Source organism: Bradyrhizobium sp. DOA9 (assembly GCF_000617845.2).
Lineage (GTDB): Bacteria > Pseudomonadota > Alphaproteobacteria > Rhizobiales > Xanthobacteraceae > Bradyrhizobium.
On the sequence record NZ_DF820426.1, the window covers coordinates 266,464 to 282,359 of the forward strand.

Below are 15,896 nucleotides of genomic sequence, written 5' to 3' on the forward strand. Positions count from 1 at the left end.
AACAAAATGGTCGACATCAAGACGATAGCTGAACGAGATCGCTCGAGTGTGCTGCATCCCTTTACTCAGCTAAAGGATTTCGCCGCAGGAAAACTGGGTGATCCCACCATTGTCACCGGCGGCAAGGGCATTCGTATCACTGACGCTGAAGGGCGCAGCTACATCGATGGGTTCGCCGGCCTTTACTGCGTCAACATCGGCTATGGCCGGACTGAGGTCGCTGAGGCGATCGCGCGTCAAGCCTACAATTTGGCGTATTACCACAGCTATGCGGCGCACACGACCGAGGAGCTCGCCACACTCTCAGATCGCCTCGTGCGAATGGCCCCAGGCAAACCCAGCAAGGTCTTCTTCGGGTTGTCCGGATCAGACGCCAACGAGACCCAGGCAAAGCTTGTTTGGTACTACAACAATCTTCGGGGACAGCCGAAAAAGAAGAAGATTATCTCGCGCGAGCGAGGCTACCACGGCTGCTCGGTCATCTCGGGCTCGATGACTGGCATGTCGTTCTATCATGATCACATGGACCTTCCTTTCCCTGGTATCCTGCATACGGGTTCGCCGCATCATTACTGGGGCGCCGAGCCAGGCGAAGCAGAAGGGGACTTTTCACGGCGGCGAGCGGCCGAGCTCGAACAGCTGATCCTGCGGGAAGGGCCCGAGACAATTGGTGCATTCATCGCAGAACCTGTGCTAGGCACTGGAGGTATCACACCGCCGCCATCAGGCTACTGGCAGGCAATCCAGGCCGTCCTGAAGCAGTATGACATCCTGCTCATTGCCGATGAGGTTATCTGCGGCTTTGGGCGGACGGGCGCCGACTTTGGCAGCACGCTCTATGGCATGGAACCAGACCTTGTCACCGTCGCAAAAGGGCTGACGTCCGGCTACATGCCGCTCTCGGGCGCCATTGTTGGTGAGAAGGTTTATAAAGTGATGGAAGATGCGGCTGACCGCGTCGGGGCTTTCTCGCATGGTTATACGTACTCGGGTCATCCGATCGCCGCCGCTGCGGCGAATGCGGTCCTGGATATCGTCGAAAAGGAGCAGCTGAGTAATCGGGCCAAGGTCGTCGGCGCGCACTTCCAAAAGCGTTTGAACGAGCGTTTCGCACAGCTTGAGATTGTCGGCGAGGTTCGAGGTGTAGGGCTGCTGGGAGCGGTCGAATTCGTGGCAGATCGGCAGACGAAGCGACGCTTTGATGCGAACCTCAAAGTCGGCGCCCGGATTTCGAAGACTGCGCGCGACCGCGGGTTGATTGCTCGAGCGATGCCCCATGGAGACATCCTAGGATTTGCACCGCCTCTCGTTGTCTCAGAAACTGAGATCGACGAGATCGTCGATCTTGCGTATCGTGCCACCAAACAAGTCATGGATGAACTCGCCAGGGAGTCACTGAGACTCTAGGCAATCCGCGATTGTTTATGGACGGCGGCACACTACCATATCCTCTTGACCAGTGATGGTCAGGTCTAAACACTCTGCCTAGATGCGTTGCAATCGAGAGTTTTCGAGGTGAGTGGCTGCCACTGATTTTCGGTCGGAGGCGCGCTTCGCACGTAATCTGCCGAGATCTGCAGGAAACGCGACAACACGACAGCTGTCTCGGACGTCGGGACTACGCGCGTTCCCGATGCTGGCGCTTTGTGCTCGTTGGGAGTCGCGCTGCTGAGCAACACTCGCCGGTTCACCTTTTGCGATCGCGGGGCTTTCGTCTCGTCATTCTAATACAGAGATCGTCAGGTGCGTCGCTGGCGTCAAAGCGACCTCTCACCATCATCACATGAGGACTACTAGCGATGTCGCTAATAGCGAAGACTTCACGTATCCGAACGGCTCCCATTCGAACTCCTGCGGCCGGGGAATTGTCATTCGTCGACTATTCTGATGCGGACGCGTGGCTTAGCTACCTTGCGCAAGTAGATCGAACGACGCCTTTTCTTGGATCGCTCGTTCGTTGGGTCGAAACCCTTAAGCGGCCCAAGCGTGCTGTCGTAGTCGACGTCCCTATTCAGCGCGACGACGGCACGATCGATCATTTTGAAGGGTATAGGGTACATCATAATACTAGCCGCGGACCGGCCAAAGGCGGAATTCGCTTTCATCAGGATGCAACCCTGTCGGAAGTGATGGCGCTTGCTGCCTGGATGACGATCAAGAATGCCGTAGTCGGTCTACCATACGGCGGCGGCAAGGGGGCGGTGAGGGTGGACCCTGCAAAGCTTTCTCGCACAGAACTTGAGCGGCTCACCCGCCGATATACGATCGAAATCGCAAACATTATCGGCCCAGATAGGGATATACCCGCACCAGACGTGAATACTAACGCGCAAGTAATGGCCTGGATGATGGATGCATATGCCCTAACAAAAGGACAAGTGGTTAGTGGCGTAGTCACAGGAAAGCCCATCGAGCTAGGGGGCTCCCTTGGCCGAAAGGATGCCACGGGTGAGGGTGTCTATATCGCCGCTCGAGAAATTACTGCTCGGCTGGGCCAAGGTCTCGATAATCAGAAAATTGCGATCCAAGGTTTTGGGAATGTAGGTAGCGCGGCGGCTCGTAGCTTCGCTCAAGCCGGTGCTCGGATTGTCGCGGTTCAGGACATCGACGGTGCGCTTTTTTGCGAAGACGGTCTCGATGTCGAACTTCTGTCTCGGCATAAAGCTAACTCGGGATCAATTCTTGGATCAGGAACTGGTACTGAAATTACACGCGAACAATTCTGGCTCGCAGATATAGACATTCTCGTCCCCGCTGCCATCGAAGGGCAGATTACCGCCAACATCGCACGCACTATCGAAGCAAAACTCGTCGTCGAGGGTGCAAACGGGCCCACCACACCAGAGGCGGATGCAATCCTGACGGAAAGAGGCGTCACCGTTGTTCCTGACGTGCTTGCAAATGCAGGAGGGGTAATCGTCTCGTACTTCGAATGGGTGCAGGACCATTCTTCCTACTTCTGGCGAGAGGCCGAGGTCCGGCACAAGCTCGGCCAAATGCTTACGGACGCCTGCGACGCCGTATGGCGTGCGCACCTCGAACATGGTGTCACTCTCCGCGATGCAGCATATATCTTAGGATGCCGCCGCGTCTTAGAAGCCCGAGAACAACGAGGACTGTATTTGTAATAGGCCGTATTGCGATGGAAGACCTTTGTTGAGAGAGCGTAATTCCGGCGTGTGAGTGGCGGAGTAATTCTCCCCACTTATGGCATTTGAAAATTCCCCAGTTTTCGTGACGGCCGACCGTCCAGGGCATGCCCTGGACGGTCGGCCGGCGCGCCGAATCGCCGACGTTCCTCCTGCAGGCGGAAAGGAGGGCGCGGTGCTCAAACTTGGGGAACTTGTCATGATCCTGGATTTGCATCGTCAAGGTCTGTCGGTCAGCGCTATCGCCCGGCAACTTGGTGTCGACCGAAAGACGGTCAGGGCCTACCTCGCTAAAGGATTGGAGCCGCCGGTCTACAAAAAGCGAGCGGCGCGGCCCGGAATTGTCGACCACTTCGAAGCTTATTTGCGTGAGCGGCTGGCTGCCTATCCTGCGCTCACGGCCGTGCGGCTGTGGCGTGAGCTCAAGGAACGCGGCTTCGTCGGCGGCTACAGCATCGTACGCGATCGCGTGCGCGAGCTGCGGCCTGCCCAGCCGGCAACCTTTGAAGTTCGTTTTGAAACTCCAGCAGGTGAGCAGGCGCAAGTCGACTTCGCCAGGTTCGAGGTCGAGTTTATCGACGAGCCAGGGGTCAAGCGCATCGTCTGGCTATTCTCGATGGTGCTCGGCTACTCACGCCTGATCTGGGCGCGGTTCGTTGTCCATCAGGATCTGCAAACAGTCCTTCGCTGCCATATCGCCGCTCTGGAAGCGATTGGCGGCGCTCCGCGCGAGATCCTCTACGACCGCATGAAGACCGCTGTCCTTGGCGAAAACGCCGAGGGGCTCGTGGTCTACAACCGCGCGCTGGTCGATCTCGCTCGCCATTATGGCTTCCAGCCGCGCGCCTGCCGGCCTTATCGGCCCAAGACAAAAGGCAAGGTCGAGCGGCCGTTCCGCTACATCCGCGAGGACTTCTTCCTCGGCGGGGTCTTCCGCAATCTGGACGACCTCAACGGCCGGCTCCGCCATTGGCTGGATACCGTCGCCAATCCGCGGGTGCATGCCACGACCCATCGGGTCGTCAACGAGGCCTTCGCCGAGGAAAAGGCGGCACTGCAAGCCTTGCCGAGCGCGCCCTATCGGGCGGTGTTGCATCTGGAGCGACGGGCCTCCCACGAAGGCATGGTGAGCGTCGGCGGCAATCTGTATAGCGTGCCTGATACGACGCGGCGGCGGGTCTTCGACGTCCATGTCCTCGCTGACGAAATCCGCATCTTCGAGGGCAGCGTGCTGGTGGCAAGTCATGCCCCGCTCGAAGGTCGAGGCCAGAAGCGGCTCGATCCGGCGCATCGCAAGCTCGCCAGCTTCGGCCGACGCCGTCCAGGCAGTGAAGAACCCGTCACCCTCACGCGCGCCGGTGACCACGCCGTTCGTCGCTCGCTTGACTTCTACGCGGCCGTTGGCCGCCGGCTGGCAGCCCAGGAGGTCGTATGATGAGTGCTTCCTCCGTCATCGAGCGCGTCAAGACCAACCTGGTCAGTCTGAAGATGCCGCGCGCCCTGGAAATCCTCGACATCACCCTGCGCGGCCTCGAACGCGGCGAAATTAGCGCCCTCGATGCCATCGACGCCTTGCTCACCGAAGAACTCACGATGCGCGAGAACCGTCGCATCAAAATGGCGGTTCAAATGGCCAAGTTGTCGGCCATCAAGACGCTCGCCGGCTTCGACTTCGCCTTCCAACCCTCGCTCGACAAAAACCGCGTCCTGGCGCTCGCCGGATTGCAGTTCATTAGCCGGGCCGAGGCCGTCCATCTCATCGGGCCACCAGGAACCGGCAAGACCCATTTGAGCCTCGCTCTCGGCGTGGAGGCCGTCAAGGCAGGGCGCAGCGTCTACTTCAGCTCCTTCGCCGATATCGTCGCCTCGCTTGCCAAGGCCGAACGTGACGGCGCTCTGCGCGAGCGGATCCGCTACTACTGCCGGTTCGCGCTGCTCATCGTAGATGAAATCGGCTACCTCCCGGTCACTCCCGGTGGCGGCAATTTGTTCTTCCAGCTCGTCAACGCCCGATATGAAAAAGGCGCCATGATCCTAACCTCGAACCGCGGCTTCGCCGAGTGGGGAGAGATCTTCGGCGATTCCGTCGTCGCTACCGCGCTGCTCGATCGCCTGCTTCACCACGCCGTCGTCATCCAAATCGAGGGCTCGAGCTACCGCCTACGCGAACATGCTGATCTCGTCCCCGAGACTATCCGACACAAAACGCATGCAACCACGAACCCCATTCCCCCGACCCTGAAACGCCGGGGCCGGCCATCAAAAGACGGAGGTGCTGATCACGTCGACGGCTGATCGTTATCCCGCCAACTGGGGAATTTTGCGGCGCCACTTCTGAGGAGATTCCGTGTGCCGTTGACACGGCGCTCTGGCCTTCGCCTGAACGCCGGAATTCGAGGAGATCGCGCTGGGCATCTCCCGCACGTTTTCCAGTCGTCCGTTAAGAAGCCAGATTGAGCTTGTTCGAGCATGCGAGTGTCCGCCAAAGCAATTCCGTTAACAAGCCCAAGAGCTCTCTGCGCCAGGCGAGGATGCGCCGAAAGTTGTGTCCGCCGGCTGAGAGGATCACGTTTGCCAGCGTGGAATTTGAGGTAGCAGCGGCCAAGTTTGGCCTTCATGTGTCCGATGATGGGCTCGATGGCGGCGGCCGCGCAGCTCAAGTTTGATGGCAGCGAAGACGCCGCGCTTCTGGCGGAGGGTGAAGACTCGCGGGAATTTCGCGCGTCGTGGCAGCGAAAACCCTTATCGACATAGGCCCGCTCAATCGGACGCTGCGGTAGATGACGTCCCGCAAGGTGTGGCCGTCGTAGGGGGATTACCAGGCAGCGCCCGGACATCCAGCACGAACAAGCCGCGGAGAGCGAGGCTGTTATTGGGTGACGATAGAGGCCTTCACCCCGAACTCGTAAGGGACGGGGGCCTTGCCCTAGCCGATGCACTCCACCTCCGGGGCATGGAAGGAACAAAGCTTCCAGTCGCGCTGGCGCTGCTGTTGTGAGCGGATCTGGCTGGCTCGGCTGAGAGGAGGTGCAAACGCTTCCTCCAGCGCTGGCTGGCCCTCGATCTTGCGGCGGATGCCGCCTGAACTGTTTGGCATGGGCGTAGCGGGCAGCCATCATCGCCGCGGCCTTGGCCGCGCGACAATAGGATTGCCGCAGGCTGACGCCGTGCCGTCTGGCCACGCGGTTCAGCCCCCTGATCCTGGCTTGGCATCGATCGGAAAGGTGATGGCCTCAGCTGCACCGTGGCGTCGACCGCGACGTGCTCGAGGTCCCGGCCGCGCAACGCGCCGGGCTCGTGCGCCACTCGCAGGCTCTCGGCCAGCAGCAGTTCCAGCTTGTCGCCGAGCCGCTTGCGCCGGTGGCTCAGGTCGGAATGCCCGTGTGGAAAAGCGTTCTGGAAGAACTCTTTCCCGGTGAATAACTGGAAATAGCGGTCGTGGACCCAGCGTTCGCACACGCCCTCATCGCATAGCCCGTAAATGTGCTTGAGCAGCGGAAGCCCGATCATGAAGCGCGTCTCGATCCCGGGCCGGCCGTTCTCGGTGTGGGGCGGAGCGACCTCGCCGTCGATCCAGTCCCAATCGATCTTGCCGGCCAGCGCAACCAGCTCGTGCTTCATGTTGATGATCTGGTCCGGCCGCGACCAGAACAGGTCATTCCATCGCGTCGTCTTGTGCTTCTTCGGCCGCATCGTCCCCTCCGATGCGTCAAGGAATCATGATCCGCCGCAAAAGGGAATGCGCAAACGAATTTGCGGGGTTCGGCGGCGCAACACCCCAAATCCCTGCAATCTCAAACGGCCCTAGATCGGAAAAGCAGACTCCCGCTCAATCGCTTAGAGCCTTGTTCGCGAGAGACTTTCCACAGCCGTGTCGGCAAGGCGTGACGGCCCGTGCCGATCCGACAAAGATTTCGCACACGGATACATCTTATGACTTCCGCATATTCCACATAGGCACGTATGTCACCGGCGTTTGAACAAGGCCCTTTAGAGATTTGCGGTACGCTACTGGTTGCACTTGCCGGCCAAGGAATACGAAGCCGACGAAATCCCACCAGATAGACTGCATCTTGCGAGCCAATTCCTGTCGCTCCTGCACGGTCTCAACTTCTGCCCACCTTGTCCGAACAGCCTCATACTCCTCGTTGTACGGCCAACCGAACCAAGCCCTATCTCCGGTGGCTGCGAGATGTATGCCGGAGAGGGGTTCCCCTAAATTGAAATCGGCGGCACCTACTATAAATATGCTCCAGCCGCCATCGGTCACCGGCCCCTTGTTAGCCCGGCGTCTCACAACACCAGCGTAGTCGCTGGGTGCGAGCTCCGCATTGACTCCTATCTGTTGAAGCGTTTGGGCAAGTAGCTGAGCAACGCTGCTGTAATCTCGAAAGTCCGTAGGCTGAAGAATGACAACCTTTTCCCCGCCATAACCTGCCTCTTTGAACAGCTGCTTAGCTCTTTCCCGATTTCCGCCCTTTCTGTACCAGCCAGTGTTCTCGCCGTTAGAATAGGGGGACCCCTTTCCAAAGATGGAAGTAATCGTACTAATATAGCGCGAGTCGCCGACTGCCGCGCGCATGAATGCTTCCTGATCAATCAGGTGCAGCAAGGCTTGGCGCGCCTTTACATTGCTGAACGGCCCCTGCAAATGGTTCAGGCGCAGATACCAATCAACACCCGCCGTGTTCAGAGTTTCGACCTCAATGTTGGGATCTCCTTCAAGCACCGAAAGAAGATCGATTGGAGGACGCTGGACAAAATCGATTTCTCCAGTTTGCAGCGCTGCTATCGCCGTCTGCGGGTCAGGTACCGTTTCCCAGACGATACGTTCGATCTTCACAACCTTACCCCCGGCAAAAACATCCGCTGGCTCCTTGCGCGGCACGTAGTTTTTGTTGCGATCATAAGCGAAGCTAGAACCTGGCCTTGCAAGCGCTTCATTGAACTTGAACGGCCCCGACCCTATGTTCGCGGTCACTTGCTCCGTGGCGGGTCGGTTCGCGTCCTTCTCCCTCATCATGAACAGTGGATTTCCGGCCGGTGAAGCGAGTAGGTCAATGACGGGTGCACGCTCATTGAGAGTGATTGAGAAGGTCTTTTCGTCCTTTCTTGAGATGTCTTTAATTCGCGACATCAGGAGTTTTCCCCCGGTAGCGACTTGGCTCCAACGTCGAATTGACGCGATACAGTCCGCAGCAGTGACAGCAGTACTGTCATGCCACCCCAAACCCTCTCGCAACTCGAACGTATAAGTCATTCGATCTTCCGAAACTTCCCATTTGCCAACCATCTGCGGTTGCGGTCGAAGCTCCGAGTCAATTGCGAATAGCTGATCGTAAATTGCGAAGGCGTGATCGTGCGTTGTATCTAGCGAAGAGAATACCGGATCGAAATTGGAAAGTGGCACCGGCTTCACCATTCGGACAGTTCCCGCGCGGGACACTGTCTGTGCTCGCAGCGAGGGCGGCATCAACGCAGCGGCACCGGCGGCCAGGCCGAATTTGAAGAGAGCGCGTCGAGATGTCATATGTTCGGGTCCCTTGTACGACGTCTAAATCGACAAATGCTAAACGCTATCTAACGCCGGTAGAAGCTATAATTGGTAGAAGAGCGCCGGAAAGCTGCGTCTGACGGCAAACAAGCGACGGCGTTGGGCTCCTCATCCCGAGCGACATATCTCCTGCCGGAACGGGTACAGCGGAACTTCTTAATGCCGCGCGCGATGAAGCCCGACCGTGCACCGGGTCGACTTAGAACAATTGCGCATTTTTCTGAGACTCAGGAGGTCGGATTCGTCGGCGAATCTTCAGGAGGATGATGCTCAACCGTTCCGCCCAAAACGCGCCAACCACGGCCTTGATTGCAATCGAACTTCTAGCGATCCGCCGGAGCAATGGCTTTGTCGCTCCCATCATCCCGAATGCGAAGCCGCCAGGGTATGCTGCACCGCAAATCCAGTGCGTGGTATCCCGCGCATTCATTGTGCCCGCACGTGCTGCGATACTTTGCCCATCGCCATTGAAACCCGCCCACCTCCCAGACTAAGAAACCTAGGCCCGCTCGACGCACGGCTTGGACGGAACCGAAGGAAGCACCAAATTAGTAGAGCCTCATGACATTCGCCACCGGACTCTCGTTTTAAGGAGTCAATTACGACCGGGCGACGCTACCATAGGGGCCCCCCTAGTACTCACGCCCGGCGCGCCAGTGCATCCAAGCCATCTTAATCATGGCGCCGATTCTACAAAATGGCTCTGGCGGAATCCAGCTCGGTCCGGCCAGCTTGAGGCGATCGCTCAAGAGCGCGGACTGCGAGCCGCAGGCCATCTCAGCCAACAACCTCCCATGAATGTTGCCTCTCGCTACGCCTGCACCTTGACACCCTGCTGAGATGTACAGTCCAGGCTTCAGCTCGCCGAAATAGCTTTCCCGATTGGACGTAATACCGGTGCCGCCGCCCCACACATGTTGGAACGCATAGCATTTCATCGCCGGGAATCGGCGTCGATACTTCTCAGTCAAAAGCGACCGCACGTTCCTAACATCGTTCTCTTTTTCGTATGAATAGCCGCTGCGGATGAGCAAACGACGTAGGCCCTTTCTCAGGGTAGTTCCCACACGCGTTGCTGGAAGAAGTCCCCATGCGGGCAAGTTCCCCAACCGGTCGAGTTCATCGTCCTCCAGCTCGTGAGTGAGGGCAGCATAAGTGTGTACGACGATCATCCGATTTTTCAGGAAGCCCAAGGCCCGCGCATGTGCATTGTTCGCGATGAAGACTTTGTCTGCGGTGAAATTCCCCAGCCGCGTCTTAACCTGAAACGGGCCGGCCCCCTCGACGGCCTCGACCGCCGAGCGTTCAAGCAGAGTTACGTTGGATGGAAGTGTATCGGCAAGGCCTCGGATCAGCGCGGCCGGTTGTACCAGAACCCGTATCTCCGTCTCATAGCCGTATCGATAGTAAGCCGTACCAAGAGTGGCTCTGAGCGCCTCAGAGCCATGCTCCAGGTATTTCAGCCCCCTCTTCTGCAGCGAGTTCAGAGACTGTTGAAGGCTATGTTCAGCGTCCGCGGTTGCAGCAGCGACAAGCCGCGGCGCGCTTTCATCCCAATCACAATCGATATTGTTATCCTTGACCAGAGTACGCAGAGAGTCGATTCCCGCGAGCACTATTCGCAGTTTCCGGGCAGCATCATCATCAGCGGAGCCATAAGCGTTTGCTTGTGGAGCATAGAAAGTTGGAGACAAGAAGCCTGAGTTGCGGGCCGACGATCCTTCCCCCACCTCGGAAGCCTCGATCACGAGAACCTCTTTATCCGGGAGCAACTCAGCCATGCGGCGCGCAGCCGCAAGTCCTGTATACCCAGCTCCGACAACGATCGAGTGGAATCTGTGCTCTTTCGGCGGCTTGTCGTGAGGACTTCGTGGCGGCAGCAGAGCGTTCCATCCAGACGGCAACATGTAGCTCGGAGCAATTTCGGAGCGCATTACACTTCTTCCTGGGACTGCGTTTGAGGACTCTTCCGGAACCGACAAGATCGAGATTGAAACAACTTGAACCTTTGAATCGATAGCGGGGAAATGTCGAAATCAGGTTTACGACCGAGGACAAGGTCTGCAACCAATTTGCCAGTCGCAGGGGCATGTGCAACGCCAGAGTGACCGTGGCCGAATGCGTAGTACAGTTTCCCGCATGCACTCGCCGGCCCGATACACGGCAGCCCGTCAGGTGTTGAGGGACGGTGGCCCATCCATCGATCAACTTCGATGCCAGGTTGGACGGGCTCTCGAAACAAACGGCTAGCGAATTGCGCAAGAATGTCCGCGCGTCGCCAATCGGGCAATGCCTTCTCACTCGCGAGTTCGACTTGGCCGGCAATGCGGAAGCCATCAAGCGTCGGTGTGATGGCCATCTTGCCGTCTATGGGCATGATTGGGCCGTATAATATGTTACCCGGGTGTGAAAACACCACGTGATAGCCGCGCTCGGACTCAAGAGAAACGTAGTCGCCAGCTATCGCAGCCAGTCGCTTGGAGCCAATTCCCGCGGCTACAACCGCATGAGTGCAACCTATCGCCCCGCCATCTGTGAGTACCTTAGCGACTTCTCCTCTTACGGTTTCAAAGCCGGTCGCTCTTGCACGCACGATTCGGCCGCCACGGCGCAGAATTAAATCTGCGATCGCTTCACAGTACGCCCCCAGATCGCTTATATGGCAGCCGTCTTCATTCAAAAATCCAAATCGATACTCGCTCGACAGGTTCGGCTCGCGTCTTCTCAATTCGCTTGGGCTGAGTTCGCGGCTTTCGATGCCGAGTTGACGTCGGATACCTCTCTCGTGCTGGGTGCTAAGTATCTCCGATCGATCTCGGCAGACCAGTAGCAAGCCTCTTCGTTGAACCAAGTGGGCCACACCCGCTTCTGCAGAGATCCTCACATGGTCAGCTGACGCCGATCGGCAAAGCTCGAAGCGCACTCGCGCACACGCTTCGACTTGCTCCCAGTTGCGCCCTGCCCACAACAATCGCAAGAGCCACGGGAGCAGGCGTGGCAAGTATGACCATCGAATGGTGAACGGCCCGCTTTTGTCAAAAATGTAACTAGGCACTCTCCGCCAGAGGCCGGGCACCGATATTGGCATCACAGCAGCGTTTGATGCCCACCCGGCGTTGCCGTATGACGCCGCTTGCCGCCCTCCAGGCGACCCAGCATCAACAATGACTACCTCCACTCCGGCCCTTTGAATTTCGAGAGCGGACATCAAGCCCACGATTCCGGCGCCGACCACAACTACCCTGCGGCCACCAAGCCGTTCAACAACCTCATTATTGCTTGTTAGACCAAAACTATTCATGCAACGTCCTACCTATCGGCGCCTCCGACCTGTCAACTCGCCCCGCGAGAACTCCTTGTCACCCGGTGCTTACCGTGCGCCGTCTAGAGGCCTTTGCACGTATATGCAAAAATCTCCATGATTTTACATTGCGAGAGCGCCAACAATCGCATTACGCAGATCGGGTGGCCGAGCGACCGACAACCGCCTATCGGCTGAATGCACCGCCGAGCCGATCATTAGTCCGATTCCTCTGACTGATGCCGCAAAACTGGGCGCAGTCGGGCCGTCATCCTGCGTTCATGCTTGATCTCCCGCAGCTTTTCACCCTCGGCTGTCGCGCGCCATGGAAAACTGCCCCCTCAGAGCCGCATCTCGACAGGTGGGAGCGTGAGGTTACGAACGTTCGTATCCACGGCACGACCGGAGAGGCGCCGATCATCCGCTTCGCGCGCAACGAGATACATCGGTTGAAGCCGCTCGGCGGGCAGCCGTCGTTCGGATCCCTGCGTGAACTGACCCGCGTCGTCGGCAACGATTGCGCCGTCGAGATCGACACGAACAGCTACTCGGTACCGTGGCGCCTGATTGGCGAGCGCGTGGCGGTAACGATCGCGGCCGGCGAAGTGCGGATCCGCCATCGATTGCACCAGGTAGCAGTGCACGAACAATCGGAGGGTCGCCGGCTGCGGATCATCGACTTTGCCCATCTCGATGGTGTTGCTGGTCGCAACGGCGCGGTCCGCCGGCCGGAGATTGCTGCGGCGACAGTACCGGGGTCGTCTCCACCGCCCTCGTTGTTGCGTCCTCTTGCCGAATACGAAGCCGTGATCGGAGAAAGATTCTGATGGCACGGGCAAAGAGGGTAATTAAAGCAACAACCGATCCGCTCGATGCCATGCTGGCGCGATTGCAGCTCTCCGGCATCCGCGACCAGCTCGACAGCCTGCTCGATGAGGCGGCGCGCGCGAACCTGTCCACACGCGAGACGCTGATCCTGTTGTGCGAGCGCGAGATCGCACGCAAGGATCATCGCCGCATCGAGACGGCGCTGAAGCTCGCACACTTCCCAGCCGTGAAGGAGCTTGCGGGCTTCGACTTCGACGCGCAGCCGTCGATCGACCCAAAGCAGATCCGTGATCTTGCCGCATCACGTTGGATAGCCAACGGAGAGAACGTGCTGCTGCTCGGGCCGCCAGGCGTAGGTAAGACGCACTTGTCGATCGCTCCCGGGCGAGAGGCGCTCCTGGCGGATACACCGTGCAGTTCACCACGGCGACGACGCTGGTCGCAGAAGGTCTTCCCGGGGTTTCTAAGCCAAGGCGATCTCCGGGGGTTTAAGAGTGCTAAGTTGAAAATATCCAGGAGGCTCTGCGGCGACGAAGTATTGGGCAGCCGAGTGTCAAACGCTATCCGGAACTGCCCCCTTTGCGTCACGAAGAACTGCCCCCACCATCGCGATTATGATCTCGGTTGAAGGTTGTTTCCGTCGGTGACGGGCCGGAGGAAGGCGGAGCCGAGCGGAGGGCCGTCACCGGCGGTCGGCGTCTTGATGAGGCCTCTCTTGCGCTTGGCGCGGAGCCGGTAGCTGTCGACGCGGATCGTGAGCACGTGGCTTTGGTGCAGGAGCCGGTCGAGGACCGCGGTGGCGACCACGGCATCGGCGAACACTGTGCCCATTCAGCAACGCTGCGGTTCGACGTGATCAGCATGGAAGCCGCCCCCCCCGGCCAGCCGGGACGTGCTTAAGAGGCACGGATCCACCCGATCGACGATCCCAGCGGCGGGACAAGCCAGATCTGCTCGGCAGACTCGGCGTTACTGCAGGAATCCACCGCATCCAGCTCGTTGAACGCGGTTTTCCAGCTTCATGGGCCGGATATCAGAGCTTTTAGAGCTGGCCGGAGATGTAGAACTTTCTTGTTGAGTTTTGATGCAGCCGCACTGTGGTGCGCGGTCATAGGACTGAAAAGAAGACAAGTCGTGCTCCGTGGAGTTACCTAGCATCGACGGGGTGAAGCGCGAAACTTGGCACCTGCTCCGGAAGAGCGCGTCCGCGGCACTAACACGCAACGGTTGAGGGCAATTTGGGCAGATACATCTTTCGCAGAATCCTTTCGGCCGTCGCGGTGATGGCGATGGTAGGCGTTTTCATTTTCCTACTCATTAGGATGGCGCCGGGGGACCCAGCAGGTGTGATCGCTGGGCCGAATGCTACTGCAGAGATGGTTGCCGGCATCCGCGAGAGGCTCGGACTAAATGATCCTATACCCGTTCAGTTTATCCGTTGGGCGCGGGCTATGCTGCGCGGCGATTTTGGTACTTCAATCTTTGCTGGTCGTCCGGTCATCGAGCTAATCTCGCAACGCATTGAGCCTACGATTTCACTTTCGCTGCTGACGATGCTCGTGTCTGCGACGGTTGGCGTTTCATTTGGAATCATCGCCGCATGGCGCGCGGGCGGCGTGATCGACCGCGTGCTCACCGCATTTTCCGCTATTGGTTTCTCCGTCCCGGTCTTCGTGGTTGGCTATTTCCTAATTTATCTATTCGCCATAAAGGCGAAGTGGCTACCTGTCCAAGGCTATGTCTCCATCGACGAGGGCGTCCGGCCGTGGATCGCGCAACTCATACTCCCAGCGGCGAGCTTGAGTATTGCTTACATTGCGCTAATCGCGCGGATGACACGCGCAAGCATGCTCGAAGTTCTTCTAGAAGACTACATGAGAACCGCCGCCGCCAAAGGCGCATCGACTTACGCCATGCTTTTTCACCATGCATTAAGGAATGCAGGCGTGCCGATTATGACCGTGATCGGTATCAGCTTTGCGTATCTCGTTAGTGGTGTTGTTCTAACAGAGACTGTCTTCAATATTCCTGGTATCGGTCGTCTCGTGGTCGACGCGATAAACAATCGAGACTACGCGATCATTCAAAGCGTTCTGATGCTTACATCGGGTCTTTACGTCCTTATCAACCTCGCAGTTGATCTAACATACACCTTCATCGATCCCCGCATTCGGTACTAAGATGGCGCTGATCTCTTCACAACCCGACGACTTGACAATGCAGCAGGTATCATCATCTGCACACTTCCCAAAGGTAAGACAATTTCCTCTGATCGCGGCAGGGGGCGGATTGTTGGCGCTTTTGATTACCCTCGCTATTACAGCTCCACTTTATGCTGGTGATCCAATGATCATGGATCCGTTCAAGCGCCTTCAGCCGCCTTCCGCACAAGCATGGCTTGGCACTGACTATCTAGGGCGCGACATTTTCGCGCGAACGGTTTTCGGTACGCGGATCTCGCTTGTCGTAGGTGTCGCTACAACATTGGCCGCCGCCTTCTTCGGTCTTTTGATTGGTGTAACCGCAGGCTATTATCGCGCGGTGGACAACATCGCCTTGCGTATCATGGACGGGCTGATGTCGATCCCCACGATACTGTTGGCGATCGCCTTGGCTTCGCTCACTGGACCCGGTATCGGAATTCTCGTTTTTGCCATTTCCGTTACGAAGATCCCGGCCGTTACACGCCTCGTGCGTTCTGTTGTTCTGAGCGTTCGTGAGCGACCCTATGTCGAAGCGGCTCTGTGTGGCGGCGCTCGCATGCCAAAAATATTGTGGCGGCACGTTCTGCCGAGCACCATCCCTGTGCTTATGGTTCAGGGTGCAAATGTTTGCGCAAGTGCGATCTTGATTGAAGCGGGATTAAGCTTCTTGGGAGTCGGAGTGCCACCAGACATTGCTAGCTGGGGCAATATGATTTCGACCGGCCGGTTGTATCTGAGCATTGCACCATTGTCAGTATTTGCTCCAGGAATATGCTTAGCTGTGACAGTACTTGCTGCCAATTTGCTCGGAGACGGATTGCGCGACTTTTTCGATCCGCGGTCAAAGCGGACGAGTTGAC

Annotated in this window: 10 protein-coding genes and 3 pseudogenes; 8 read left to right on the top strand and 5 right to left on the bottom strand. The window is 58.1% G+C overall.

All coding sequences use genetic code 11. The features are described from left to right. Positions 1–6 precede the first annotated feature (6 nt). From BDOA9_RS34525 to istB, 4 genes are all read left to right on the top strand, one after another. On the top strand, positions 7–1,407 hold the full coding sequence (locus BDOA9_RS34525) for an aminotransferase (RefSeq protein WP_025038512.1): 1,401 nt from the start codon (positions 7–9) through the stop codon (positions 1,405–1,407). A gap of 458 nt (positions 1,408–1,865) precedes the next feature. Further along, positions 1,866–3,128, top strand: a complete 1,263-nt coding sequence (locus tag BDOA9_RS37190) for a Glu/Leu/Phe/Val family dehydrogenase (RefSeq protein WP_244521619.1) — start codon at positions 1,866–1,868, stop codon at positions 3,126–3,128. Positions 3,129–3,324: 196 nt separating this feature from the next. Beyond that, positions 3,325–4,584 (top strand): IS21 family transposase, encoded by a 1,260-nt coding sequence (gene istA, locus BDOA9_RS34545; RefSeq protein WP_025038516.1) that lies wholly within the window; start codon positions 3,325–3,327, stop codon positions 4,582–4,584. Then, positions 4,581–5,444 (top strand): IS21-like element helper ATPase IstB, encoded by an 864-nt coding sequence (gene istB / locus BDOA9_RS34550; protein WP_445291834.1) that lies wholly within the window; start codon positions 4,581–4,583, stop codon positions 5,442–5,444. Before istA ends, istB begins: the two co-directional genes overlap by 4 nt. A gap of 145 nt (positions 5,445–5,589) precedes the next feature. Here istB and BDOA9_RS34555 read toward each other — a convergent pair. From BDOA9_RS34555 to BDOA9_RS37195, 4 genes and pseudogenes are all read right to left on the bottom strand, one after another. Next, a pseudogene (locus BDOA9_RS34555) lies at positions 5,590–6,842 on the bottom strand (transposase). Positions 6,843–7,080: 238 nt separating this feature from the next. After that, a complete protein-coding gene (locus BDOA9_RS34560; RefSeq protein WP_244521620.1) occupies positions 7,081–8,571 on the bottom strand; it encodes an ABC transporter substrate-binding protein in 1,491 nt (496 codons plus the stop codon). 764 nt (positions 8,572–9,335) lie between these two features. Next, positions 9,336–10,637, bottom strand: a complete 1,302-nt coding sequence (locus BDOA9_RS34565) for an FAD-dependent oxidoreductase (protein ID WP_025038519.1) — start codon at positions 10,635–10,637, stop codon at positions 9,336–9,338. Further along, positions 10,637–12,004, bottom strand: coding sequence for an NAD(P)/FAD-dependent oxidoreductase (locus tag BDOA9_RS37195; protein ID WP_082847973.1), 1,368 nt, complete (start codon positions 12,002–12,004; stop codon positions 10,637–10,639). Before BDOA9_RS37195 ends, BDOA9_RS34565 begins: the two co-directional genes overlap by 1 nt. Before the next feature lie 239 nt (positions 12,005–12,243). Between BDOA9_RS37195 and BDOA9_RS39200 the strand changes: the two genes are divergently transcribed. Together BDOA9_RS39200 and BDOA9_RS34575 are read left to right on the top strand one after the other, a co-directional pair. Further along, a complete protein-coding gene (locus tag BDOA9_RS39200) occupies positions 12,244–12,831 on the top strand; it encodes a Mu transposase domain-containing protein (RefSeq protein WP_025038520.1) in 588 nt (195 codons plus the stop codon). Beyond that, positions 12,831–13,276 (top strand): annotated as a pseudogene (locus BDOA9_RS34575) (ATP-binding protein); the annotation flags it as partial. The gene BDOA9_RS39200 and the pseudogene BDOA9_RS34575, both read left to right, overlap by 1 nt. Positions 13,277–13,444: 168 nt before the next feature. Here BDOA9_RS34575 and BDOA9_RS39205 read toward each other — a convergent pair. Next, a pseudogene (locus BDOA9_RS39205) lies at positions 13,445–13,698 on the bottom strand (ATP-binding protein); the annotation flags it as partial. Positions 13,699–14,070: 372 nt separating this feature from the next. Between BDOA9_RS39205 and BDOA9_RS34585 the strand changes: the two are divergent. Further along, entirely contained in the window at positions 14,071–15,012 is a 942-nt protein-coding gene (locus BDOA9_RS34585; protein ID WP_025038522.1) for an ABC transporter permease, read from the top strand. Between the two features lie 37 nt (positions 15,013–15,049). Then, positions 15,050–15,895, top strand: coding sequence for an ABC transporter permease (locus BDOA9_RS34590; protein ID WP_244521648.1), 846 nt, complete (start codon positions 15,050–15,052; stop codon positions 15,893–15,895). The last annotated feature ends 1 nt before the right edge of the window (position 15,896 follow it).

What these genes read in the sequence shown, in the direction of transcription:
- BDOA9_RS34525 (WP_025038512.1), top strand. Translation starts at nt 7, where the DNA reads ATGGTCGACATCAAGACGATAGCTGAACGAGATCGCTCGAGTGTGCTG.
- istB (WP_445291834.1), top strand. Translation starts at nt 4,581, where the DNA reads ATGATGAGTGCTTCCTCCGTCATCGAGCGCGTCAAGACCAACCTGGTC.
- BDOA9_RS34560 (WP_244521620.1), bottom strand. Translation starts at nt 8,571, where the DNA reads ATGGTGAAGCCGGTGCCACTTTCCAATTTCGATCCGGTATTCTCTTCG.
- BDOA9_RS34565 (WP_025038519.1), bottom strand. Translation starts at nt 10,637, where the DNA reads ATGCGCTCCGAAATTGCTCCGAGCTACATGTTGCCGTCTGGATGGAAC.
- BDOA9_RS37195 (WP_082847973.1), bottom strand. Translation starts at nt 12,004, where the DNA reads ATGAATAGTTTTGGTCTAACAAGCAATAATGAGGTTGTTGAACGGCTT.
- BDOA9_RS39200 (WP_025038520.1), top strand. Translation starts at nt 12,244, where the DNA reads ATGCCGCAAAACTGGGCGCAGTCGGGCCGTCATCCTGCGTTCATGCTT.
- BDOA9_RS34590 (WP_244521648.1), top strand. Translation starts at nt 15,050, where the DNA reads ATGCAGCAGGTATCATCATCTGCACACTTCCCAAAGGTAAGACAATTT.